This is a genomic window from Geodermatophilus sp. URMC 61, from assembly GCF_052931555.1.
In genome coordinates, this window is sequence record NZ_JBRFHZ010000002.1 from 3,600,916 (window position 1) to 3,624,055 (window position 23,140).

The window sequence follows — 23,140 nt, forward strand, 5'->3', positions numbered from 1 at the left end:
CCGACGGAGCAAGCACCCCGGGGAGCTCCGGCAGAGGGCCGCGCAGCTCGTCGTCGGCAGCCGCCGGCTCCCGCCATGCCGGTCCCCGCGTGAGCGGACCGACGGGCCGGGGAGCGGCACGCCGCCCGTGACGCCGACCGTCGACCGGCGGCCGCGCTGGGACGCCGGGACCGCGCCCGCGCGCGGCTGCCGGTCAGGCGGCGGTCAGCGTGTAGCGGGACCCGGAGCTGCTCGACACCCAGGCGTCCGGCAGCGCGGCCGCGAGCGCGTGCTGGGCTCGCCACCCCGAGCAGTGGCCCGGGACCAGCATCTCGGGGGCCAGCTCGACGAGGGCAGCGACCGTCGGCGGGATGATCGGCTCGAAGGCCGGGCCGCTCAGGTGCAGCCCACCGATCAGCGCGGCGAGCCGGTCGACGCCGGTCAGCCGCAGGGCGTGCCGCACGGTGTTCACCGCACCGGCGTGGCCACAGCCGGTCAGCACGAGCAGTCCACGGCCCCGGACGTGCACCACCAGAGCCTGGTCGTCGAGGACGAGGGGGTCGTGCCGCCAGGCCGCGCCGTCCCAGGCCTGGTGCGGCGGGGGCATGCCGCGCTCGTACTCGGTGGCCCGGTCGATCTCCCCGGTGACGAGCACGCATCCGTCGACCAGGAGGGACGGCTCCCTCCGCTCGACGACCGAGAACCCCTCGGCGTCCAGCGCCCGTCGGCTCAGCGTCGGGAGGTACCACGCATCGGTGTCGGGCACGACCACCCGACGCCGGGTCCAGACGAGCGGGTGCGCCGTCATGGGCAGGGCTCCGCGGCGCCGCCGGGCCAGTCCGGCCAGACCGCCGGCGTGGTCGAAGTGGCCGTGGCTGAGGACGACGCCCTGGACGTCCCCGAGGTCGATCCCCAGCCGGTCGGCGTTGTCGGTCATCCCGTCGGGCGACACGCCGGTGTCGAACAGGAGCGTGGTCCTGGTGGGGCCCCGGCGCACCGTCACCAGCGCCGAGAACCCGTGCTCGGCCCGCAGGCCCGCGGTAGTGCGCCCGTCCTCGAACTGGGGCGCCGCGACGTCCCCCAGGGCGCCCGAGGCCCGCGACCCCCTCCGCGGCGGCCAGCCATGCGTCGAAGCTGTTGTCCACGAGAGTGGTGACGACCACCTCGTCCACCGGCTCGAGGCGGATGGGGTCGACCGCCGGGCCCTCCGCGGGTCGCGGCACCGCCGCGGCGACGCCGCCGGCGTTCCCGCCGTCGCACATGACAGGACGGTAGCCCTCCCCGGTGTCAGGAGGGGCCGATCTCCCGGGCCATCTGCTCCAGGCGGGCGATGCGCTCGGGCATCGGCGGGTGGGTGGCGAACATCGACGCCAGGCCCTGGCCGCGGAACGGGTTGGCGATCATCAGGTGGCTCTGGGTCACCAGTCGGTCCTCCTGGGGCAGCGGCCGGGCGGCCGCGCCGGAAGCGATCTTGCGCAGTGCGGAGGCCAGCGCCAGCGGGTCCTGCGAGAGCATCGCGCCGGAGGCGTCGGCCTGGTACTCGCGGCTGCGGCTGACCGCCATCTGCACCAGGCCCGCGGCCAGCGGACCCAGGAACACCAGCAGCAGGCTGCCGAGGGCGTTGCCGCCCCCGCGGTCGTCCTCCGACCGCCCGCCGAACAGCGAGGCGAACATCGCCATGTGCGCCAGGTAGGTGATCACCGTGGCCATGGCGCCGGCCACCGAGCTGATCAGGATGTCGCGGTTGTAGACGTGCGAGAGCTCGTGGGCGAGGACGCCGCGCAGCTCCCGGCGGTCGAGGAGTTCGAGGATCCCCTGGGTGACGCAGACGGCCGCGTTGCGCGGGTTGCGACCGGTCGCGAAGGCGTTGGGCTGGTCGGTGGGGCTGACGTAGAGCCGCGGCATCGGCTGCCGGGCCTCGGTGGCCAGGTCGCGCACCATGGCGTAGAGCTGCGGCGCCTGGGTCTCGGTCACCGGGAACGCCCGCATGGCCCGCAGGGCGAGCTTGTCGGAGTTGAAGTAGGCGTAGCCGTTGACCGCCAGGGCGATCACCAGGGCGACGAGCAGTCCGCCCCGCCCACCGACGAGGGCACCGGCGGCGAGGATGAGTCCACCCATCAGCCCCAGGAGCACCGCGGTCTTGAGTCCGTTGCTCCAGCGCTGCACGTCCCACCAACGCGGCGCCCGGGGAGGCCGTTCCCCGGCCGCTCGCCCCTCCGAGGTGCGACCGCGGTCACGGAATGGGCCCACTCCCGCGTGGGTTGGGCCTGTCAGGTGCCGGGGTCCCCGGCCGTCCCGACTGTCACCCGCGTCACAGGTCCGCTGGGTGTGGCAGACACGTAACCTCGGCCGGTGGAGGTGCACCACTGATGACCACGACAGACCCGTCCGTCGTCGCCAGCACTGCGGGGGGCTCGGCGCCCTTCGTCAAGGACGTCGTCGAGCTCGACCGCGTCGTCATCCGACTCGCCGGTGACTCCGGCGACGGCATGCAGCTCACCGGCAACCGCTTCACCAGCGAGACGGCGTCCTTCGGCAACGACCTGTCGACGCTGCCCAACTTCCCCGCCGAGATCCGCGCGCCGACGGGGACCCTGCCGGGGGTCAGCTCCTTCCAGCTGCACTTCGCCGACCACGACATCATGACGCCGGGCGACGCCCCGGACGTGCTGGTCGCCATGAACCCGGCCGCGCTCAAGGCCAACCTCTCCGACCTGCCCGGCGGCGGGTTGCTGATCGTCGACTCCGACGAGTTCACCCCGCGGAACCTGGCCAAGGTCGGCTACGCCACCAACCCGCTCGAGGACGACTCCCTGAAGGGGTGGCAGCTGGTCAGCGTGCCGCTGACCAGCATGACCCTCGACGCGCTCGCCGACTCCGGCCTCGGCAAGAAGGAGGCCGAGCGCTCGAAGAACATGTTCACCCTCGGCCTGCTGAGCTGGATGTACCACCGGCCCACCGAGGGCACCGTCCGCTTCCTCGAGCGCCAGTTCCGCCGCAAGCCGGAGATCGCCGCGGCCAACATCGCCGCCTTCCGGGCCGGCTACAACTACGGCGAGACGACGGAGGCCTTCGCGGTCTCCTACGAGATCAAGCCCGCCCCGATGGCGCCGGGCCGCTACCGGAACATCTCCGGCAACCAGGCTTTGGCCCTGGGCATCGTCGCCGCCGGGCAGCGCTCCGGCCTGCCGGTGTTCCTCGGCGCCTACCCGATCACCCCGGCGTCGGACATCCTCCACGAGCTGTCCCGGCACAAGGCCTTCGGCGTCCGCACCTTCCAAGCCGAGGACGAGATCGCCGGCATCGCCTCGGCGATCGGCGCGTCCTTCGGCGGCGCGCTCGGCGTCACGACGACGTCCGGGCCGGGGATCTCGCTGAAGTCCGAGGCGCTGGGGCTCGCGGTGATGACCGAGCTGCCGCTGCTCGTCGTCGACGTGCAGCGCGGCGGCCCCTCGACGGGTCTGCCGACCAAGACCGAGCAGTCGGACCTGCTGCAGGCGATGTTCGGCCGCAACGGCGAGGCCCCCCTGCCGGTCGTCGCACCGCGCTCCCCCGCCGACTGCTTCGACGCCGCGTTGGAGGCCGCGCGGATCGCGCTGACCTACCGCACCCCGGTCATGCTGCTGTCCGACGGCTACCTGGCCAACGGCGCCGAGCCGTGGCAGATCCCGGACGTCGAGGAGCTGCCGGACCTCTCGGTGGAGTTCGCCACCGAGCCCAACGGCACCACCGCCGACGGGACGCCGGAGTTCCTCCCCTACCTGCGCGACCCGGAGACCCTGGCCCGCCCGTGGGCCATCCCGGGGACGGCCGGCATGCAGCACCGCATCGGCGGTCTGGAGAAGGCCGACAAGACCGGCAACATCTCCTACGACCCGGCCAACCACGACCTGATGACCCGGCTGCGCCAGGCCAAGGTGGACGGCATCGCAGCGAGCATCCCGCCCACCGACGTCGAGGACCCGGACGGGAACGCCCGCGTCGCAGTCATCGGCTGGGGCTCGACCTACGGGCCCATCGGCGCCGCGTGCCGGCGGATCCGGAGCTCCGGACGCTCGGTCGCGCAGATCCACCTGCGCCACCTCAACCCCTTCCCGGCCGACCTCGGCGAGGTGCTGCGCCGCTACGACCGGGTCGTCTGCCCGGAGATGAACCTCGGGCAGCTGTCGCTCCTGCTGCGCGCCAAGTACCTCGTCGACGTCCAGAGCCACACGCAGGTGCGCGGGCTGCCCTTCCGGGCCGCCGAGCTCGCCGCGGTCGTGCAGGACGTCATCGACTCCACCGGAGGCACCCAGTGACCACCATCGACCTCGGCATGCCGGCCGACGGTCCGATCGCCGACGCCATCGCCCGCTCCCTGGAGACCCAGGGCGAGAAGCGCACCGACCTCAAGGCCAAGGACCTCAAGACCGACCAGGAGGTGCGCTGGTGCCCCGGGTGCGGTGACTACGTCATCCTCAACGCGGTCCAGAGCTTCCTGCCCAGCCTCGGCATCGCGCGCGAGGACATGGTCATCGTCTCGGGCATCGGCTGCTCCTCGCGCTTCCCGTACTACATGAACACCTACGGGATGCACTCGATCCACGGCCGGGCGCCGGCGATCGCGACCGGCCTGGCTGCGTCCCGCCCGGACCTGTCGGTGTGGGTCGTGACCGGGGACGGCGATGCGCTGTCCATCGGCGGCAACCACCTGATCCACACGCTGCGCCGGAACGTGAACCTGAAGATCCTGCTGTTCAACAACCGGATCTACGGCCTCACCAAGGGCCAGTACTCGCCCACCAGCGAGGTCGGCAAGGTCACCAAGTCCACCCCGATGGGCTCGCTGGACCACCCGTTCAACCCGGTGTCGCTGGCGCTGGGCGCGGAGGCCACCTTCGTCGGCCGGGCCATGGACTCCGACCGCAAGGGCCTCACCGACGTGCTGAGGCAGGCCGCGGAGCACCAGGGGACCGCGCTGGTCGAGATCTACCAGAACTGCAACATCTTCAACGACGGTGCGTTCGACCTGCTCAAGGACCCGACCACCGGCGTGCAGTGGTCGATCCCGCTGGAGCACGGCAAGCCGCTGGTGTTCGGCAAGGACGGCGGGTCGTGCGTGGTCCGCGACGAGTTCGGCGGCCTGCGGATCGCCGAGACCAACCAGGTGGACGCCGACGACATCGTCGTGCACGACGTCACCCGGGAGGACCCGTCCTACGCCTTCGCGTTGTCCCGGCTGTCCAGCCAGGACCTCCGCTACACGCCGATGGGCGTCTTCCGATCGGTGCGGAAGCCGACCTACGACCGGATGATGGCCGACCAGGTCGAGGAGGCCCGCACCTCCTCGCCGGCGGACCTGGGCGTGCTGCTCGCCGGCGGCGACACCTGGACCGTCTCGGCCTGACAAAGGACCCCCTGCCCCCCGCCACTCGCAGGCTCGCGGCGGGACCCTGCAGGGGGCCACGAGGGGCGTCCGGGGACCGTCGTCCCCGGGCGCCCCTCGGCGTTCCGCTGATCAGGACGGCACGCCGTCCCGCGGGTCAGTGCCCGCCGTGGTGGTGCTCGTCGTGGTCGCCGTTGTCGTCCTTGCCGTTGTCGTCCTTGCCGTTGTCGTCCTTGCCGTTGTCGTCCTTGCCGTTGTCGTCCTTGCCGTTGTCGTCCTTGCCGTTGTCGTCCTTGCCGTTGTCGTCCTTGCCGTTGTCGTCCTTGCCGTTGTGGCCGTTGCCGTTGCCGTTGTCCTCGTCGACGACCTCGACGTCCTCCCTGGTCTTCGAGTCGAGCTCGTCGCCGTTCTCGTTGATCGTGACCGTCACGTCGACCTTGTCGCCCTCCTCGGCCTTCTCGGAGTCCTCGTCCCTGTCGAGGTCGACGGTGATCTCGTGCTTGTCGCCGTCGCAGTCGAGGTCCTCCTCGTCCTTCGAGTAGCTGAGGTCCTCGTCCTCGTTCTTGGCCTCCACGTCGGCCGTGACGGAGTCCTTGTCCTCCTCCTCGCACTTGTACTCGAAGGTGACCTCGAGCACGTCCCCGTCGTCTTCGAGCTCGGCCTCGTCGTCGATCTCGATCACCTTGGCCCAGGTGTCGTCGTCGGAGTGCCCGTCGCCGCCGGCCAGGGCCGGGGAGCCTCCGGCGAGGACCAGCGCCGTGGCGGCGGGCAGGGCGAGCAGCAGACGTCGACGGTTCATGGGGGTCGTCCCTTCTCAGGGGCCGCATCCGTGCGGCCTCGAGTGCAATGACGGCCGAGACCCTTTCCGGGACGGGCGGTAGATCACAACCAGGTCACGGTGAATCAGGCGCATCGATCCCGGATCCCGGGCGAGGCGTGACTCCGGGGGGCCGTCCCACCTACAGCCCGGTGCGCCCCTCCTGACGCGGTCGGGCCCGCGCGTCGCGCAGCGCCCCTGTCACCACCGGCAGGGCCCGCACGAGATCGGCGCGAGCCGGTGCGGCGAAGCCCAGGACCAGTCCGGCCGCGTGCGGGCCGGGCCCCGTCCGGTGGCGCCCGAGTCCGTCCACCGCGACGCCCCGCTCGGCCGCCGCGACGACGACCGCCTCCTCGACCCCCGGGTCGGGCAGCGGCACGAGGACGTGCGCGCCGGCCGGGTCACCCTCGGCCCGTACCCCGCCGGCGGCCACCGCCGCCACCACCTGCACGCGCCGGGCCGCGAGCTCGCGCCGGAGCCGGCGCAGGTGCCGGGCGAGGTCCCCGCTCGCGGCCAGGGCGGCGAACACCCGCTGCCCCGCCCGCGCGGGCCGGGTGCCGGTCGCCGTCCGGCGTGCGACGAGCGCGGCGCGCAGCTCCGGCGGGGCGACCAGCCAGCCCACCCCCAGCGTCGGGCTGACGATCTTGCTGCTCGTGCCGAGGTGCACCGTGACGTCCGGCCCGAGCGCGCCCAGCAGCGGCAGCGGCGCGACGTCGTAGCGCAGCTCGCCGTCGTAGTCGTCCTCCAGCACCCACCAGCCCTCGGCGCGGGCGCGGGCGACGAGGGTCTGCCTGCGGGCCGCGGAGAGCCGGCGGCCCAGCGGGTACTGGTGCGCGGGCGTGCAGTACACCGCCGCGAGGCCGGAGGGCACCGCCTCGACCACCAGGCCGTCGCGGTCCACCGGGAGCGGCACCACCGTCACGCCGGCGTCCCGGAGCGCGCCGACCACGCGCTGGTAGCCGGGGTCCTCGACGCCCACCCGGCTACCGGCAGGCAGCAGCCGGGCCAGCTCGGCGACCGCAGCCGAGGTGCCCGCCGTGGCCAGCACGTCGTCGGGCACAGCGGCGAGGCCGCGGTGCCGGAGCAGGTGCTCGGTCACGGCCTCCTGGAAGCCCGGGTCCGCGGCCGGCTCGGGGCCGACGTCGGGCCGGACGTCCCCGGCCGCGCGCCACGCCCGCCGCCAGGCCGAGCGGTCCAGGACCTCCAGGCAGGGCGCGCCGGCCCGCAGGTCGATCGGCGGCGGCGTGCTCCGCGGAGCCGGCGGCGGCACCGGGGAGCGTGCCGGCGCCGCGGTCGCCGTACCGACGACGAAGGTGCCCACGCCGCGGCGCCCGGCCGCCCACCCCTCGGCCAGCAGCTGGTCGTAGGCGGCGGCGGTGACGGTGCGGCTGACCCGGAGGGCGACGGCGAGCTCACGCGTGGAGGGCAGCCGGTCGCCCGGGCGGAGCGTGCCCTCCACCGTCGCCGTCCGCAGCGCGTCGGCCAGCTGGACCGACAGCGGCGTCCCGGACGCCCGGTCGAGGACCACCGGCGGCACGTCGACCACGCCGCACCCCCTCTGGCACAGTGGCCTTCCGGAATGGCAGCGTATTGGACCTGGGAGGAGGCCACGCGAGCGGGCACGGTGGAGCCATGGACCCCGCACCGCCGCTCTCCCCCACGCCCCGCAGCACGATCCGCCGAGGAGCGAAGCGGGCGCGGACCGACCGCACGGAGCTGTACGCGGTGCTGGACGCAGGCCTGGTGGGGCACCTCGGCGTCGTGCTGCACGGCTCGCCGGTCGTGCTGCCCACCGGCTACGGACGGCGGGGCGACACCCTGTACCTGCACGGCTCCACCGGCGCGGCGTCCCTGCGGGCAGCGGCCGCGGGCGTGCCGGTCTGCTTCACGGTCACCCACGTGGACGGCGTCGTCTACGCCCGCTCGGCCTTCCACCACTCCCTCAACTACCGCTGTGCCGTCGTCCACGGCATGGCCCGGCGGGTGACCGACCCGGAGGAGCACCTGCTCGGCCTGGAGGTCCTCACCGAGCACCTGGCCCCGGGCTCCTGGACCGCCACCCGACGGCCCGACCGCAAGGAGCTCGCCGCCACCGCGCTGCTCGCCCTGGACCTGACCGAGGCCAGCGTCAAGGTGCGCACCGGCCCGCCGGGGGACGACGAGCGGGACCTGTCCGCGCCGGTGTGGGCGGGCGTCCTCCCGCTGCGCACCGTGGTGGGCGAGCCCGAGCCGTGCCCGCTGTTGCCGGCGGACACGCCCGTCCCGGCCCGGGTCCGGCACCGGGCGGTGGGAACGGCTACCGCGGGGTGACCCGCAGCAGCTGGTCGGCGTCCCCACCGTTGTCGGTGGTGACGTAGAGGGCGCCGTCCGCGCCCTGCTGCACCGTGCGGATGCGGCCGTACGTGCCCTCCAGCTCGGGCAGCCGGAACTGCTCGAGCAGGGTGCCGTCGTCGGCCAGCCGGAGGGCGAGCACGCCCCGGCCCTTGAGGACGCCGAGGAGGAGCAGTCCCTCGTAGTCGCGCCAGTGCGACCCCACGAGGAAGGTCGATCCGCTGGTGGCGATCGTGGGGTCGCCCGAGGCCCAGCTGGGCAGCATCACGTCGGGCAGCGACGGGTCGGTCATCGGCACGCTCTCGTCGTAACCGCCGCTGCCAACCGGGTTCCAGCCACCGTTGCCGCCGGGGCGCAGCAGGGTGACCTCGTCGTCGCGGAACGAGCCGTGCTCGGTGGCGTAGACCTGCTCGGAGCCGGGCCGCACGGCCAGCCCCTGGACGTTGCGGTGCCCGTAGGTCCACAGGTGGGCGTCGGCACCGGAGCGGCCGGTGAACGGGTTGCCGGGAGCCGGCGCCCCGGTCGCCGCATCGATCCGCAGCACCTTGCCCGCGAGGGAACCCAGGTCCTGCGGGGTGGTGCCCACCACGGTGTCGCCGGTACCGACCAGCAGGGCGCCGGTCGGGTCGAAGCGCAGCCGGCAGCCGCTGTGCCAGCCGATGCTCTCGTTGACCGGGATGCCGCCGAGCAGCGGATCGGCGACCCGGCTGGCCGTGCGCCACTGGTCATCCACGGTCCAGGCGATCACCTCGATGTCGGCCGCGCCGCCGTCGCGTGCACCCTGACAGGTGTAGAAGCGCCGGTTTCCCTCGAACGCCGGGTCGAGCACCAGGCCCATCAGCCCGGTCTCGGCGAGGACGAAGAGGTCGGCGGAGTCGGCCTCGACCTCCCGAACGGTGCCGTCGGGCAGCACCGCGGTCAGGCCACCGGCCCGCTCGTCGAGCAACAGCGTGCCGTCCGGGGCCTGGGCGACGTCCCAGGGGTGGTCCAGGCCGTCGACGACCACCTCGACGTCCAGCGCCGGTGCGGCTCGCTGCACCGGCGCGTGCGGACCGGGGACCGTCACCGGACCCACAGCGGCCGCCGGCAGCGCGACCGAACAGGTCATCAACGGCAGGACGGCGAGCAGGCCGATCAGTGCACGGCGGCGCACGGTCACAGCATGCACCGTCGGTCGGCCGAGTCAGCTGGTTCGCGTCACCACGTACTCGCTCGGTCGGGCGGACACCGGCTCAGACGCGTGGCGTGACCCGCAGCAACTGGTCCTCTCCGTCGCCGTTGTCGGTCGTGACGTAGAGGGCGCCGTCCCCACCCTGCTGCACCGTGCGGATGCGGCCGTACGTGCCCTCCAGCTCGGGCACCCGGAACTGCTCCAGCAGGGTGCCGTCGTCGGCCAGCCGGAGGGCGAGCACGCCCTGCCCCCTGAGGAGGCCGGCCAGCAGCAGCCCCTCGTACGCCTGCCACTGCGCACCCTGGACGAACGTCGCGCCGGAGGGGGCGAGTCGCGAGTCCCCCGAGGCCCAGCTGGGCGGCATGACGTCGGGCAGCGCGGGGTCGGTCATCGGCACGTACTCGCCGTAGCCGGGACCCTGGGGTGCGAAGCCGCCGTTGCCGCCCGGCCGCAGCAGGGTCACCTCGTCGTCCCGGTCGGGGCCGTGCTCGGCGGCGTAGACCTGACCGGAGCCGGGGCGCACCGCCAGCCCCTGCACGTTCCGGTGCCCGTACGTCCACACCCGGGGCTCGGCTCCCGGCTGCCCGACGAACGGGTTGTCCGCAGCCGGCTCACCGGTGGCCGGGTCGATGCGCAACACCTTGCCGGCCAGGCTCCCCAGGTCCTGGGGGGTGTCGGGGTCCGCGGTGTCGCCGGTGCTCACGAGCAGCGCCCCGGTGGGGTCCAACCGCAGTTGGCAGCCACCGTGGCGGCCGATGCGCTCGTTGACGGGGATGTCGCCGAGCAACGGGTCGGCGACGCGAGTCGCCGTCGTCCAGCCCGGATCGACGGTCCAGGCGGTCACCTGGATCTCCGCGCCGCCGCCCTCCTCGATGCCCTGACAGGTGTAGAAACGCCGGTTCCCCTCGAACGCCGGGTCGAGGACCAGGCCCATCAGCCCGGTCTCCCCGGTGGCGAACAGGTCGTCGAAGTCGGCCGCCAGCTCGCGCACCGTCCCGTCGGGCAGCACCGCGGTCAGGCCACCGGCGCGCTCGTCGAGCAGCAGGGTGCCGTCGGAGGCCTGGGCGACGTCCCAGGGGTGGTCCAGCCCCTCGGCGACGACGGCCACGTCGAGGGCGGGGGCCGGCTCCGGCGTCGCCGGCGCGGACATCGCCGGCGCCGGCGGGGACGTCGTCGCGGTCGGCGTGCTCTCCTCGGCGGCTGCCGCGGCTCCGGGCTCCTCGTCGGCCGTCGCGGAGCACGCGGAGAGCAGCAGGACGGCCCCCATGCAGCAGAGGGACCCCGCCCTCCCCACCCTCCGCAGGCTCAGGGCGGGACCCAGGACGGGGCCGGCGAGCCTGCGCGCGGTGGGGGGCACGGGATCCTCTCTCAGCTGGTGCGGGTGACCACGTAGTCGCACAACGCCGAGAGGGCCTCGCGGACCGGCCCCTCGGGGACGCCGGACAGCCGCGCCTGCGCCCGGTCGGCGTACTCGCGCAGCACCTCGGTGGCCCGCTGCAGGGCCGCCGACGAGCGCAGCAGCTCCAGCGCCTCGGCGTGCTCGGCGTCGTCGGTGATCGGCCCGGAGACCAGCTCGCGCAGCCGCCGCTCGGCCGGGTCGTCGCCGGCGAGGGCGAAGAGGGCGGGCAGCGTGGCGATGCCCTCCCGCAGGTCCGTGCCGGGTGACTTCCCGGACGCGCCGTCCTGGCTGACGATGTCGAGCAGGTCGTCGGAGAGCTGGAACGCGACGCCGACCTCCTCGCCGAAGGCGGTCAGCGCGGCGACCAGCTCGGCGTCCACCCCCGCGAAGGAGGCGCCGAAGCGCGCCGACGTGGCCACCAGGGAGCCGGTCTTGTCGGCCAGCACCTCCAGGTAGTGGGCGACGGGGTCGTCGCCGGGCTGGGCCCCGACGGTCTCCCGGATCTGCCCGGTGACCAGCCGCTCGAAGGTCCGCGCCTGGATGCGCACCGCCTCGGGGCCGAGGTCGGCGAGCAGGTCGGAGGCGCGGGCGAAGAGGAGGTCGCCGGTGAGGATCGCGATGCTGTTCGACCACCGGCTGTTGGCGCTGGGCGCCCCACGACGCACCGCGGCCTCGTCCATCACGTCGTCGTGGTAGAGCGTGGCCAGGTGGGTGAGCTCGCAGACCACCGCCGCCTCGGTGACACCCGTGGCGTGCGGGTTCCCGAGCTCGGCGGCGAGCAGTGCGAGCAGCGGGCGGAACCGCTTGCCGCCGGCGGCGACGAGGTGCCCGGCCGCCTCCCGGACGAACGCGTGCTCGCTGCCGACGGCGGTCCGCAGCGCCTCCTCGACCCGGCCCAGGCCCTCGGCGAGCCGGGCGCCGAGGGCGCCCTCGGGCAGCCACGGGCCGATCGTCGAGGCGGGGGTCGAGATCCGCTGCCAGGAGTCGGTCGTGGTCTCCCCGCCGACGGCGGCGCTGGCTCCGGTCATCAACCGACGAAGATAGCCGCCCGCTCCGCCACATCGAGCACCGCCCCGGGGACGACCCCGAGCACCACCGTCGCGGTGACCGTCACGGCGAGCACCAGCGTCGTCGGCAGGCCGGGGACACCGACCGTCGGGCCGTCGACAGCCGGCTCCGAGAAGTACATGAGCACGATGACCCGCAGGTAGAAGAAGGCCGCCACGGCGCTGGCCAGCAGGGCCACGACCACCAGCGGCCACGCGCCGTCGTCGATCGCGGCCCGGAAGACGGCGAACTTGCCCGTGAAGCCGCTGGTGAGCGGGATGCCCGCCAGCGCCAGGAGGAACAGCGCCATGACGGCCGCGGTGAGCGGCGAGCGGCGGGCCAGGCCGGCCCACCTGGACAGGTGCGTGGCCTCGCCCTCGCCGTCACGCACCAGCGTGAGCACCGCGAAGGCGCCGATCGTGGTCAGCCCGTAGGCCAGCAGGTAGAACATCGTCGCGCCGAGCCCCGAGCCGGTGCCGTCGCCGCCGCTGCCGTACCCGAGGACGCCGGTGAGCAGGAAGCCGGCGTGCGCGATGGAGGAGTAGGCGAGCATGCGCTTCAGGTCGGTCTGGGTGAGGCCCAGGACGGCACCGACCACCATCGAGACGATCGCGATGCCGTAGACCAGCGGCCGCCACGTCCACTCGTTGGTGCCGAAGGCGACGTAGAGCAGCCGCAGGATCGCCCCGAAGGCCGCGACCTTGGTGCAGGCGGCCATGAACGCGGTGACCGGCGTCGGGGCGCCCTGGTAGACGTCCGGCGTCCAGGCGTGGAACGGCGCAACGCTGGCCTTGAACATCAGCCCGACCACCAGCAGGGCCAGGCCGAGCACCAGCAGGACGCCGCTCCCGGCCTCGGAGGCGGACGCCTCGCGGATGGCCGACAGCCGGATGCTGCCGGTGGCGCCGTAGACCAGCGCCAGGCCGTAGAGGAAGAAGGCGGAGGCGAAGGCGCCCAGCAGGAAGTACTTGACCGCCGCCTCCTGCGACAGCAGGCGCCGGCGCCGGGCCAGCCCGCTGATGAGGTACAGCGGCAGGCTGAGCACCTCGAGCGCCACGAACATGACGAGCAGGTCGTTGGCCGCGACGAACAGCATCATGCCGCCGATGGCGAAGGTGGTCAGCGGGTAGACCTCGGTCTGCACCAGCGGCGCGGTCATCAGCTCGCGGTCGCGCGGGCTGCCCGCCGGGACCGCGGCGGCGGCGACGAACGCCGAGCGGGCCGGGTCCAGCGAGCGCTCGGCGAACAGCAGCAGCGACAGTGCCCCGAGCCCGGCGATGGTGGCCTGCAGGAAGACCGCGGCGCCGTCGACGGCCAGCGCGCCACCCGCGGTGACCTGCCGCTCCCCCGCCAGCAGCAGGCTGGTCACCAGCCCGCCGAGGGTGCCGACCAGGGCGACGGCGACCTGCACCGGGTGGCGCACGTCCCGCGGCGCGAAGGCCTCGACGAGGACGCCGACGCACGCGGCGCCGAAGACGAACAGCAGGGGCGCCAGCGCGGCCAGGGAGAGGTCCGGGGCCTCGATCATCAGTCCGTCCCCTCGACGGGAGCCTCGGGCGAGACGCCGGCCGGGTCGGCCCCGACGTCACTCATGGTGGCGGCGGCCGCCGGCTCGATCAGGTCGATCAGCGGCTGCGGGTAGAACCCCAGCGCGATGACGATCGCCACCATCGGTGCGGCGACGGCCAGCTCCCGCCGGGAGAGGTCGCGCACCCGCAGCCGGGCCGGCGCGGCCGCCGGGGCCTCCAGGGTGGCGGTGGCCGCGGTGGCCCCGCCGCCTCCCCGGGTGGCGGGCGCGGGGGTCTCCGGCGCCGGCTCGAGCAGCACGCCGCGCGGCGGGCCGTGCATGGTGCGTTGGTAGAGCAGCAGCACGTACAGCGCGGCCAGCACGATGCCGACCGTGGCCAGCACGGTGAACACCGGCCGGGTCGGGAAGGAGCCGATGAGCACGAGGAACTCGCTGACGAAGCTGTTGGTGCCCGGCAGCGCGAGCGAGGCCAGCCCCGCGACGAGGAAGACGCCGGCCAGGAGGGGTGCCTGGGCGGCCACGCCGCCGTAGTCCCCGACCAGCCGGGAGCCGCCGCGGGCGATGAGCATGCCGACGACGAGGAACAGCAGGCCGGTCGCGATGCCGTGGTTGACCATGTAGAGCACCGCGCCGGTGGTCGCCTCGGTGGTAAAGGCGAAGACCCCCAGCGCGATGAAGCCGAAGTGCGCGATCGAGGTGTAGGACACCAGGCGCTTCATGTCGCTCTGCCCCATCGCCAGCAGCGCGGCGTAGAGGATGCCCGCCACGGCCAGCACCAGGACGTACGGCGCGAGATCACGCGAGGCGTCGGGGAACAGCGGCAGGCAGTAGCGGATGAACCCGAAGGTGCCGACCTTGTCCAGGACGCCGACCAGCAGCACCGCCCCGCCGATCGGCGCCTCGGCACCGGAGTCGGGCAGCCAGGTGTGGAACGGCACCAGCGGCGCCTTGATCGCGAAGGCCACGAAGAACCCGAGGAACAGCAGCTTCTGCACGCCCGGGTCGATCTCGATCTGCCGCAGCGCGTCGAAGGCGAAGGTCCCCTCGCCCAGCTCGTTGGCGCTGACCACGTACAGCCCGATGACGGCGGCCAGCATGACCAGCCCGCCGACCAGGCTGTAGAGGAAGAACTTGACCGCCGCGTACTGCCGTCGCGGCCCGCCGAAGCTGCCGATCAGGAAGTACATCGGGACGAGCATCGCCTCGAAGAAGACGTAGAAGAGGAAGACGTCGGTCGCGGCGAAGACGCCGACCATCATCGACTCGAGCAGCAGCAGCCAGGCCCAGAAGGCCCGCATCGAGCGCCGTCCGGTCGGCTCGTCCCGCCACGAGGCGACCACGACCACCGGCACCAGCACGCCGATGAGCAGCAGCATCACCAGCGCGATGCCGTCGACACCGAGGGCGAAGTCGACGCCGAAGTCGGGGATCCAGGAGACCGACGTCGTCAGCTGGAACCGCTCCCCGCCGGCGTCGAACGCGATCGTCGCCAGCACGGCGAGCAGCAGCACGACCAGGCTGACGCCCAGCGTGAGCTGCCGAGCGGTCCCCTCGCGCCCCTTCGGCAGGGCGGCGACGGCGGCGGCCCCGACCGCCGGGACGGCGATCATGGCGAGCAGGTACGGGAAGTCACTCACAGCGTGGGCCCTCCAGAGGTCCGGTACCTGCTCATCCCGCCGTCACCGCCAGCAGTGCGCCCGCGACGACCACCGCGCCGCCGAGCATCGACAGCGCGTAGGAGCGGACGAAGCCGGTCTGGGTGCGGCCCAGCCGCGACGACGAGCCACCCAGCGTCGCGGCCAGGCCGTTGACCGCGCCGTCCACGCCGCGGTTGTCGAAGAACACCAGCGCCCGGGTCAGCCACTGCCCGGGTCGCATGAACAGCGACTCGTTCACCGCGTCGGCGTACAGGGCGCGGCGGGCCGCGCGGGTCACCGGCGACACCCGCACCGGCGCGGTCACCGGCACCTCGCGGCGGCCGACGAACAGCCAGGCGGTGAGCACGCCGAGCGCCATGACGACGGTGACCAGCACGCTGACCAGGAGCGGTGCGACGACGTGCTCGGCCTCCTCGGGCTCGCCGAACACCGGTGTCAGCCACGACTCCAGCGGGAAGGCGACGACCAGCAGGAAGCCGGCGAGCACCGAGCCGACCGCGAGCAGCACCATCGGCGCGGTCATCACCGTCGGCGACTCGTGCGGGTGGACGCCGGGCTGCCACCGGGGCCGGCCGGCGAAGGTCATGAGCATCAGCCGGGTCATGTAGAAGGCGGTGAGCCCGGCGGCGAGGATCGCGACCGCGCCGAGGAGGTAGCCCCAGCCGTCGCCGCGGTCGAACGCGGCCTCGATGATCGCGTCCTTGGTGTAGAAGCCGGACAGGAACGGGAAGCCGATCAGCGCAAGGTAGCCCAGGCCGAACGTCACGAAGGTGACCTTCATCCGCGACGCGAGCCCGCCGTAGCGGCGCATGTCGACGGAGTCGTCCATCGCGTGCATCACCGAGCCGGCGCCGAGGAACAGGCCGGCCTTGAAGAAGCCGTGGGTGAGCAGGTGCGCCAGCCCCGCGACGTAGCCGACCGGGCCGAGGCCGACGGCCAGGAACATGTAGCCGATCTGGCTGACCGTGGAGTAGGCCAGCACCTTCTTGATGTCGTCCTGCGCGCACCCGGCGATGGCCCCGATCACCAGGGTGATCGCCCCGACCGCGAGGACGACGGCCCGCGCGGTGGGCGTCTCGTCGTAGATCGGCGCGCATCGGGCGATCAGGTAGACGCCGGCGGTGACCATGGTGGCCGCGTGGATCAGGGCCGACACCGGGGTCGGACCCTCCATGGCGTCGGGCAGCCACGCCTGCAGCGGGAACTGGCCGGACTTGCCGCAGGCGCCGAGCAGGAGCAGCAGGCCGATCGCGGTCACCGTGCCCCCGGCCAGGGTGCCGACCGCACCGAAGACGCCGTCGTAGGAGACGGTGCCCAGCTGGGCGAACATCAAGAAGATCGCCAGCGCCAGCCCGACGTCACCGACCCGGTTCATGATGAACGCCTTCTTCGCGGCGGTCGCTGCCGCCGGGCGCTCGTACCAGAAGGCGATGAGCAGGTAGGACGTCAGGCCCACACCCTCCCAGCCGACGTAGAGGGCCACGAAGTTGTCGCCGAGGACCAGCAGCAGCATCGCCGCGACGAAGAGGTTGAGCTGGGCGAAGAACAGTCGGCGGCGCGGGTCGTGCGCCATGTAGCCGATCGAGTAGACGTGGATCAGCGCGCCCACGCCGGTGATCAGCAGCACGAACACCGCCGCCAGCGGGTCGAACAGCAGTCCGGCCTGCACGTCCAGCGACCCGGTGGACACGAAGGTGAACAGGTCGACGTCGAGCCGCCGGCCGTCCAGCTGCAGCGTGCAGAGCAGGCCGATCACGAAGGCCGCGATCACGGTGCCGCTGCCCAGCAGGTGGCCCCACCGGTCGGTGCGCCGTCCCCCGAGCAGCAGGACGGCGGCGCCGGCCAGCGGCAGCGCGATGAGCAGCCAGGACGCGGCGATCAGCCCGTCGGCGGGCACGGTCTCCATCTGCCGGCTCCCGTCAGTACTTGAGCAGGTTGGCGTCGTCGACCGACGCCGACCGGCGGGTCCGGTAGATCGACATGATGATCGCGAGGCCGACGACGACCTCGGCGGCCGCGACGACCATGACGAAGAACGCCATGACCTGGCCGTCGACGGTGCCGTTGGCGCGGGCGAAGGTGACCAGCGTCAGGTTCACCGAGTTGAGCATCAGCTCGACGCACATGAACACGACGATCGCGTTGCGCCGCACGAGGACGCCGACCGCGCCGATGGTGAACAGGATCGCGGCGAGCACCAGGTAGTGCGTGAGGCTCACAACTCCTCCTCGCCGGCGCCCGTCGTCATCGCGCGCCGGGCTGCTCTGCTCACGGGTCCGCTCGCACGCTCGCTCACGAGGCCTCCTCGCCGGCGCTCGTCGACCGCGTTCGCGGCGCTGCTGGACTCGTTCGGTGAGGTCGCGAGCTCCCTCACCTGTCCCGCCCCCCCGGGATGTCGCTGGGCGCGGGATCGAGGGTGCCCAGCGCCGCGTCGGGCGTGCCGAGCTCGGCCCGGCCGGTGGGACGCGGCATCTGCTCGACCTCCTGGGGCTCGATCCCGGTGGCGAAGCTGTCCTCGGCGAGCCGGCCGTCGGGCAGCAGCGCGGGTGCGGCGACCGAGTTGCCGCGGGCGAAGACACCGGGTCCGGGCAGCGTCTGCGGCCGGTCGGTGAGGAAGCGGGCCCGCGACAGCTCCTTCTGGGAGCGTCGGGTGCTGGCGTCACGCTCGATGTGGGCCAGCACCATCGCGCCGACGGCGGCGGTGATCAGCAGCGCGCTGGTCACCTCGAAGGCCAGCAGGTAGCGGGTGAAGAGCAGCGCGGCGATCGCCTCGATGTTGCTGGTCTCCCCGCCCTGCACGCCCGCCAGGCCGGTGACGGGGAGGTCCTGGGTGGTCCGGGCGACGCCGGCGCCGACCAGCCCGGCGAAGCCGAGGCCGAGCAGGATCGCGGCCACCCGCTGACCGCGCAGCGTCTCCACGACCGAGTCCGAGGAGTCGCGGCCGACCAGCATGAGCACGAACAGGAAGAGGATCATGATCGCGCCGGTGTAGACGATGATCTGCACCGCGCCGAGGAACGGCGCCTCCTGGACGACGTAGAAGACGCCCAGCGCCAGCATCGTGTTGACCAGCCACAGCGCCGAGTGGACGGCGTTGCGCGAGAGCACCATGCCCAGCGCGCCGATCAGCGCGATCGGGCCGAGCACCCAGAAGACGACGGCCTCGCCGGTGCCGATGACGACGTCGGGGTTCACGACCGGGCCCCCGTGTGCTCGGCCGGGACCGGCTGGTCCTCCCGAGCCCCGGCGGCGGGGTCGGCCGGCGGTGCCGCTCCGGCGGCCTCCCGGACGTAGTAGTCCTTCTCGTCGTGGCCCAGCCGCATGGGGTGCGGTGGGGCCTCCATGCCGGGCAGCAGCGGGGCCATGAGCTGCTCCTTGGTGTAGATCAGGTCGGCCCGGTTGTCGTCGGCCAGCTCGAAGTCGTTGCTCATCGTCAGCGAGCGGGTCGGGCAGGCCTCGATGCACAGGCCGCAGAAGATGCAGCGCAGGTAGTTGATCTGGTAGACGCGGCCGTACCGCTCACCCGGCGAGTAGCGCTCGTCCTCGGTGTTGTCGCCGCCCTCGACGTAGATGGCGTCGGCCGGGCACGCCCACGCGCACAGCTCGCAGCCGACGCACTTCTCCAGGCCGTCGGGGTGCCGGTTGAGCACGTGCCGCCCGTGGTAGCGCGGCTTGGTCACCTTGGGCACCTCGGGGTACTCCTCGGTGGTCACCTTGCGGAAGATCTGCGCGAAGGTGACCCCGAAGCCCTGCCCGGGCCCGGGCAGCCAGCTGGCCCGCTTGACCGGTCCGGCGTCCCGGCCGCGGTGGGCCAGTTCGCGCTTGGTCTGCGCCACCATGTCGTGCCCGGGCTCGTGGGGGTCCGGCGAGCGGCGGTCCACGTCGCGGGGCTCAGTCATCGACATCCTCCTGGGTGCCGGCGCCGCTGCGCCGTCCGGTGCCCACCACGGCGCCGTCGGGCGCGACCGTCTCGCGGCTGCGCAGCCGCGGCGACGGCGGGACGGCGAGGTCCATCGGCGGGATCGGGAAGCCGCCCTCGGCGCGGCTGGGAGCGGTGCGGTCGGCCGGCCGGCGGCGCGGCCCGGCGGGGGGCAGCACCTCCGGCTCGGCCTCGGTCGGGTGGATCGAGCCGGCCGCGGCCTTGGTCGCCGCGATGCGGGTGGCCCGGTTGCTGGCCCGGCTGGCGACGAGCAGCACGGCGATGACCAGCAGCGCCATCGGGACGCCGACGAACAGCGCCACCTGGCCGGTGGAGAGGTCGGCCTCGCGGGCGATGGTGCGCATGGTCGCGACGGCGAGGATCCAGACCAGCGCGGTCGGGACCAGCACCTTCCAGCCGAAGCGCATGAACTGGTCGTAGCGCAGCCGGGGCAGCGTGCCGCGCAGCCAGATGAAGACGAACAGCGCGGCGACGACCTTGAGGAAGAACCACAGCAGCGGCCACCAGCCGGAGTTGGCGCCGTCCCAGATCGAGATCGGCCACGGCGCCCGCCAACCGCCGAGGAACAGCGTCGCGGCCAGCGCCGAGACGGTGACCATGTTGATGTACTCGGCGAGGAAGAACAGCGCGAACTTCAGCGACGAGTACTCGGTGTGGAAGCCGCCGACCAGCTCGCTCTCGGCCTCGGGCAGGTCGAACGGCGCCCGGTTGGTCTCGCCGACCACGGCGATGACGTAGATGACGAAGGAGACCGGCAGCAGCACGGCGAACCAGCCCGGGCCGGTGAACGTCAGGCCGAAGAAGGAGACCGGGTTGCCGTCGGCCTGCGCGGCGACGATCTCCGAGGTCGACATCGAGCCGGCGTAGAGGAACACCGCGACGATCGACAGCCCCATCGCGATCTCGTAGCTGACCATCTGCGCGGCGCTGCGCAGCCCGCCCAGCAGCGGGTAGGTCGAGCCGGACGCCCAGCCGGCCAGCACGATGCCGTAGACGCCCATCGCCGAGCAGGCCAGCACGACGAGGACGCCGATGGGGGCGTCGGTGAGCTGCAGCGGGGTCTGCCGGCCGAAGATGCTGACCACCGGGCCCAGCGGAATCACCGAGAAGGCCAGGAACGCCGGGATGGTGGCGATGACCGGGGCCAGGAAGTAGACCGGCTTGTCCGCGAGCGCCGGCATGATGTCTTCCTTGAACGCCAGCTTCAGTCCGTCAGCGAGGCTCTGCAGGTAGCCGCGCGGGCCGACCCGGTTGGGGCCGATCCGCTGCTGCATCCGCGCGACGACCTTGCGCTCGAAGACGATGGCGAACAGCGTCAGCAGCACCAGGACGACGAAGACGCCGACGATCTTGATGAGGACGATCCACCAGACGTCGGTGCCGAAGTCCGCGAGGGTCGGCTGGTCGGCGGCGGCAGCGAGCGGGCTCATGCGGCACCTCCGGCGATCAGGCGGACGACGCCGCCGAGCGGGGTGCCCAGGTGGGTGCGCAGCTCGCTGCCCGGTGAGCGCATCGGCAGCCAGACCACCTGGTCGGGCATCTCGGTGACCACCACCGGCAGGCTGACCTCCCCCATCGCGCCGCAGACGGTGACCCGGTCGCCGTCGGCCAGGCCCAGCCGGCGGGCGGCGTCCTTGCCCAGGCGGGCGACCGGTGGGCGGGCGGTGCCGGCGAGCTCGGGCTCGTCGCGCTGCAGCGTCCCGACGTCCAACAGCTGCCGCCAGGAGGCGAGCACCGCCTGGTCCTCGGCGAGCTCCGGGTCGCCGGGCGGGACGACGTCCAGGCCGGTGACCAGCGGGCGCTCGGCGACGACCCCCAGAGCGGCGAGCTCGGCGCGGGCGACCTCGGGGGCGGGCAGCCCCAGGTCCACGTCCATCTCGTCGGCCAGCCCCTGCAGCACGCGGCCGTCGGGCAGCCGGCCGGTGCCGTGCAGCGTGGCGTCGAACGGGCGCAGCCGGCCCTCCCAGTCCAGGTAGGCGCCGGCCTTCTCCGGGGCGGCGGCCACCGGCAGGACGACGTCGGCGTGCTCGGTGACCGCGCTCGGCAGCATCTCCAGGCTCACGACGAACCGGGCGTCGGCCAGCGCCGCCTCGGCCAGCCGCGGGTCCGGCAGGTCGGCCGGGTCGACGCCGCCCACGAGCAGACCCGTGAGCTGCCCGTGGGTGACGGCGGTGAGGATGCCGTTCGTGTCGCGGCCGGGCGTGGCCGGCAGCTCGGCGACGCCCCACGCGGCGGCCACCTGCGCCCGGGCTCCGGGGTCGGTGACCGGGCGACCGCCGGGCAGCAGCGCCGGCAGCGCGCCGGCCTCGACGGCGCCGCGCTCCCCGGCCCGCCGCGGCACCCAGGCCACCCGCGCGCCCGTGGCGCGGGCGAGCGCGACCACGGCGGAGAACGCGCCCGGGGACTCGGCCAGGCGCTCGCCGGCGAGGACGATCGCGCCGGGCTGCCGCAGCGCCTCGACCGCCGGGCCGCCCCAGGTGCCCTCGGCGAGGGCGGCCAGCGAGCGGGCCTCCGTGCCGGGACGGGTGGTCAGCACGGTGGCCTGCAGCTTCTCCGCGGCGGTGGTCGCGAACGGGGCGAGGTCGTAGACGGCCAGCCGGTTCTTGCGCACCGCCCGGCGCAGCCGCAGGAAGAGGATCGGCGACTCCTCCTCCGGCTCCAGACCGGCGAGCAGCACCGCGGGGGCGCCGGCCAGGTCGTCGTAGGTGACCGATGCCCCCGTCGTGCCGCCGTACGGGCCGGTGCCCGCGACGTGCGCCACGAGGAACGCCAGTTCCTCCGCCGAGTGGGCGCGGGCGCGGGCGTCGACGTCGTTGGTGCCCAGCGCCACCCGGGCGAACTTGGCGTAGGCGTACGCGTCCTCGACGGTCAGCCGGCCGCCGGGCAGCACCCCCACGCCGCCGGCGTCGCGCGCGGCGCGCAGGCCCTCGGCCGCCGCTGCCCACGCCTCCGGCCAGGACGCCGGCTCCAGCACGCCGTCCCGCCGGACCAGCGGGGTGGTGAGCCGGTCGTTGGCGGTGGCGTAGCGGAAGGCCCAGCGGCCCTTGTCGCAGTTCCACTCCTCGTTGACCGCCGGGTCCTCCCCCGCCAGCCGCCGCATGACCTTGCCGCGGCGGTAGTCGGTGCGCTGCGCGCAGCCCGAGGCGCAGTGCTCGCAGACGCTGGGCTCGCTGCGCAGGTCGAACGGCCGGGCGCGGAACCGGTACTGGGCGCTGGTCAGCGCGCCGACCGGGCAGATCTGCGTGGTGTTGCCCGAGAAGTAGGAGGAGAACGGCTCGTCCTCGTAGATGGCGACCTGCTCCAGGGCGCCGCGCTCGAACAGCTCGATGAACGGGTCCCCGGCGACCTGCTGGGAGAACCGGGTGCACCGCGCGCAGAGCACGCAGCGCTCGCGGTCGAGCAGCACCTCGCTGCTGATGGGCACCGGCTTGGGGTAGGTGCGCTTGACGTCGACGAACCGGCTCTCGGTGCGGCCGTTGCTCATCGCCTGGTTCTGCAGCGGGCACTCGCCGCCCTTGTCGCAGACCGGGCAGTCCAGCGGGTGGTTGATCAGCAGCAGCTCCATCGTGCCCTGCTGCGCCTTGTCGGCGACCGGGCTGGTGAGCTGGGTCTTCACCACCATCCCCTCGGTCACCGGCATGGTGCAGGAGGCCACCGGCTTGCGCTGACCCTCCACCTCGACCAGGCACTGGCGGCAGGCGCCGACCGGCTCGAGCAGCGGGTGGTCGCAGAACCGCGGGATCTGCACGCCGATCATCTCGGCGGCCCGGATGATCAGCGTCCCCTTGGGCACGGCGACGTCGAAGCCGTCGATGGTGCAGTGGACGGCGTCCGGCGGGGTGTGCGGGCCCGGCGCACCGGGCGGGACCGCGGGCGCAGGGGTCGGGTTGGTGAGCGTCACTGGT

General features: G+C 73.5%; 18 protein-coding genes. 3 read left to right on the forward strand and 15 right to left on the reverse strand.

The window, feature by feature from the left end:
- Window positions 1-193 precede the first annotated feature (193 nt).
- Entirely contained in the window at window positions 194-982 is a 789-nt protein-coding gene (locus ACU610_RS16795; protein ID WP_446768832.1) for an MBL fold metallo-hydrolase, read from the reverse strand.
- A gap of 284 nt (window positions 983-1,266) precedes the next feature.
- A complete protein-coding gene (gene htpX / locus ACU610_RS16800) occupies window positions 1,267-2,145 on the reverse strand; it encodes a zinc metalloprotease HtpX (RefSeq protein ID WP_446768833.1) in 879 nt (292 codons plus the stop codon).
- 203 nt (window positions 2,146-2,348) lie between these two features.
- Here htpX and ACU610_RS16805 point away from each other — a divergent pair, with 203 nt between their 5' ends.
- Together ACU610_RS16805 and ACU610_RS16810 are read left to right on the forward strand one after the other, a co-directional pair.
- Window positions 2,349-4,277, forward strand: coding sequence for a 2-oxoacid:acceptor oxidoreductase subunit alpha (locus ACU610_RS16805; RefSeq protein ID WP_446768834.1), 1,929 nt, complete (start codon window positions 2,349-2,351; stop codon window positions 4,275-4,277).
- Entirely contained in the window at window positions 4,274-5,365 is a 1,092-nt protein-coding gene (locus ACU610_RS16810) for a 2-oxoacid:ferredoxin oxidoreductase subunit beta (protein ID WP_446768835.1), read from the forward strand. Before ACU610_RS16805 ends, ACU610_RS16810 begins: the two co-directional genes overlap by 4 nt.
- A gap of 136 nt (window positions 5,366-5,501) precedes the next feature.
- On the opposite strand, the gene ACU610_RS16815 is transcribed toward ACU610_RS16810, so the two are convergent.
- Together ACU610_RS16815 and pdxR are read right to left on the reverse strand one after the other, a co-directional pair.
- The gene (locus ACU610_RS16815; RefSeq protein WP_446768836.1) at window positions 5,502-6,143 is read right to left on the reverse strand and encodes a hypothetical protein; all 642 of its coding nucleotides are present in this window, start codon (window positions 6,141-6,143) and stop codon (window positions 5,502-5,504) included.
- A gap of 160 nt (window positions 6,144-6,303) precedes the next feature.
- Window positions 6,304-7,707 (reverse strand): MocR-like pyridoxine biosynthesis transcription factor PdxR, encoded by a 1,404-nt coding sequence (gene pdxR, locus ACU610_RS16820; RefSeq protein WP_446768837.1) that lies wholly within the window; start codon window positions 7,705-7,707, stop codon window positions 6,304-6,306.
- A gap of 86 nt (window positions 7,708-7,793) precedes the next feature.
- Between pdxR and ACU610_RS16825 the strand changes: the two genes are divergently transcribed.
- Window positions 7,794-8,471: a pyridoxamine 5'-phosphate oxidase family protein gene (locus tag ACU610_RS16825; protein ID WP_446768838.1), complete on the forward strand. Its 678-nt coding sequence runs from the start codon at window positions 7,794-7,796 to the stop codon at window positions 8,469-8,471.
- Here the strand turns inward: ACU610_RS16825 and ACU610_RS16830 are convergent.
- The 11 genes from ACU610_RS16830 to ACU610_RS16880 all read right to left on the reverse strand — a co-directional run bounded on the left by ACU610_RS16830 (window position 8,458) and on the right by ACU610_RS16880 (window position 23,136).
- Window positions 8,458-9,645 carry a PQQ-dependent sugar dehydrogenase gene (locus ACU610_RS16830; protein ID WP_446768839.1) on the reverse strand — a complete coding sequence of 396 codons (1,188 nt, stop codon included), beginning with the start codon at window positions 9,643-9,645 and terminating at the stop codon, window positions 8,458-8,460. The two genes, ACU610_RS16825 and ACU610_RS16830, sit on opposite strands and share 14 nt — an antisense overlap.
- 79 nt (window positions 9,646-9,724) lie before the next feature.
- Window positions 9,725-10,930, reverse strand: a complete 1,206-nt coding sequence (locus ACU610_RS16835; RefSeq protein WP_446768840.1) for a PQQ-dependent sugar dehydrogenase — start codon at window positions 10,928-10,930, stop codon at window positions 9,725-9,727.
- Between the two features lie 101 nt (window positions 10,931-11,031).
- Window positions 11,032-12,090 (reverse strand): polyprenyl synthetase family protein, encoded by a 1,059-nt coding sequence (locus tag ACU610_RS16840; RefSeq protein WP_446768841.1) that lies wholly within the window; start codon window positions 12,088-12,090, stop codon window positions 11,032-11,034.
- Window positions 12,090-13,637, reverse strand: coding sequence for an NADH-quinone oxidoreductase subunit NuoN (nuoN, locus tag ACU610_RS16845; RefSeq protein WP_446768842.1), 1,548 nt, complete (start codon window positions 13,635-13,637; stop codon window positions 12,090-12,092). Before nuoN ends, ACU610_RS16840 begins: the two co-directional genes overlap by 1 nt.
- Window positions 13,637-15,274 (reverse strand): NADH-quinone oxidoreductase subunit M, encoded by a 1,638-nt coding sequence (locus ACU610_RS16850; RefSeq protein WP_446768843.1) that lies wholly within the window; start codon window positions 15,272-15,274, stop codon window positions 13,637-13,639. Before ACU610_RS16850 ends, nuoN begins: the two co-directional genes overlap by 1 nt.
- Before the next feature lie 31 nt (window positions 15,275-15,305).
- Complete coding sequence (gene nuoL / locus ACU610_RS16855) at window positions 15,306-17,201, reverse strand: NADH-quinone oxidoreductase subunit L (RefSeq protein ID WP_446768844.1); 1,896 nt, start codon at window positions 17,199-17,201, stop codon at window positions 15,306-15,308.
- A gap of 13 nt (window positions 17,202-17,214) precedes the next feature.
- Window positions 17,215-17,514 carry an NADH-quinone oxidoreductase subunit NuoK gene (gene nuoK, locus ACU610_RS16860; RefSeq protein ID WP_100500616.1) on the reverse strand — a complete coding sequence of 100 codons (300 nt, stop codon included), beginning with the start codon at window positions 17,512-17,514 and terminating at the stop codon, window positions 17,215-17,217.
- A gap of 151 nt (window positions 17,515-17,665) precedes the next feature.
- Window positions 17,666-18,490, reverse strand: a complete 825-nt coding sequence (locus tag ACU610_RS16865) for an NADH-quinone oxidoreductase subunit J (protein ID WP_446768845.1) — start codon at window positions 18,488-18,490, stop codon at window positions 17,666-17,668.
- Window positions 18,487-19,194 (reverse strand): NADH-quinone oxidoreductase subunit NuoI, encoded by a 708-nt coding sequence (nuoI, locus tag ACU610_RS16870; RefSeq protein WP_446768846.1) that lies wholly within the window; start codon window positions 19,192-19,194, stop codon window positions 18,487-18,489. The genes ACU610_RS16865 and nuoI overlap by 4 nt, the downstream gene beginning before the upstream one ends.
- Entirely contained in the window at window positions 19,187-20,665 is a 1,479-nt protein-coding gene (gene nuoH / locus ACU610_RS16875) for an NADH-quinone oxidoreductase subunit NuoH (protein ID WP_446768847.1), read from the reverse strand. The genes nuoI and nuoH overlap by 8 nt, the downstream gene beginning before the upstream one ends.
- Window positions 20,662-23,136 carry an NADH-quinone oxidoreductase subunit G gene (locus tag ACU610_RS16880; protein ID WP_446768848.1) on the reverse strand — a complete coding sequence of 825 codons (2,475 nt, stop codon included), beginning with the start codon at window positions 23,134-23,136 and terminating at the stop codon, window positions 20,662-20,664. The genes nuoH and ACU610_RS16880 overlap by 4 nt, the downstream gene beginning before the upstream one ends.
- Between the last annotated feature and the right edge of the window lie 4 nt (window positions 23,137-23,140).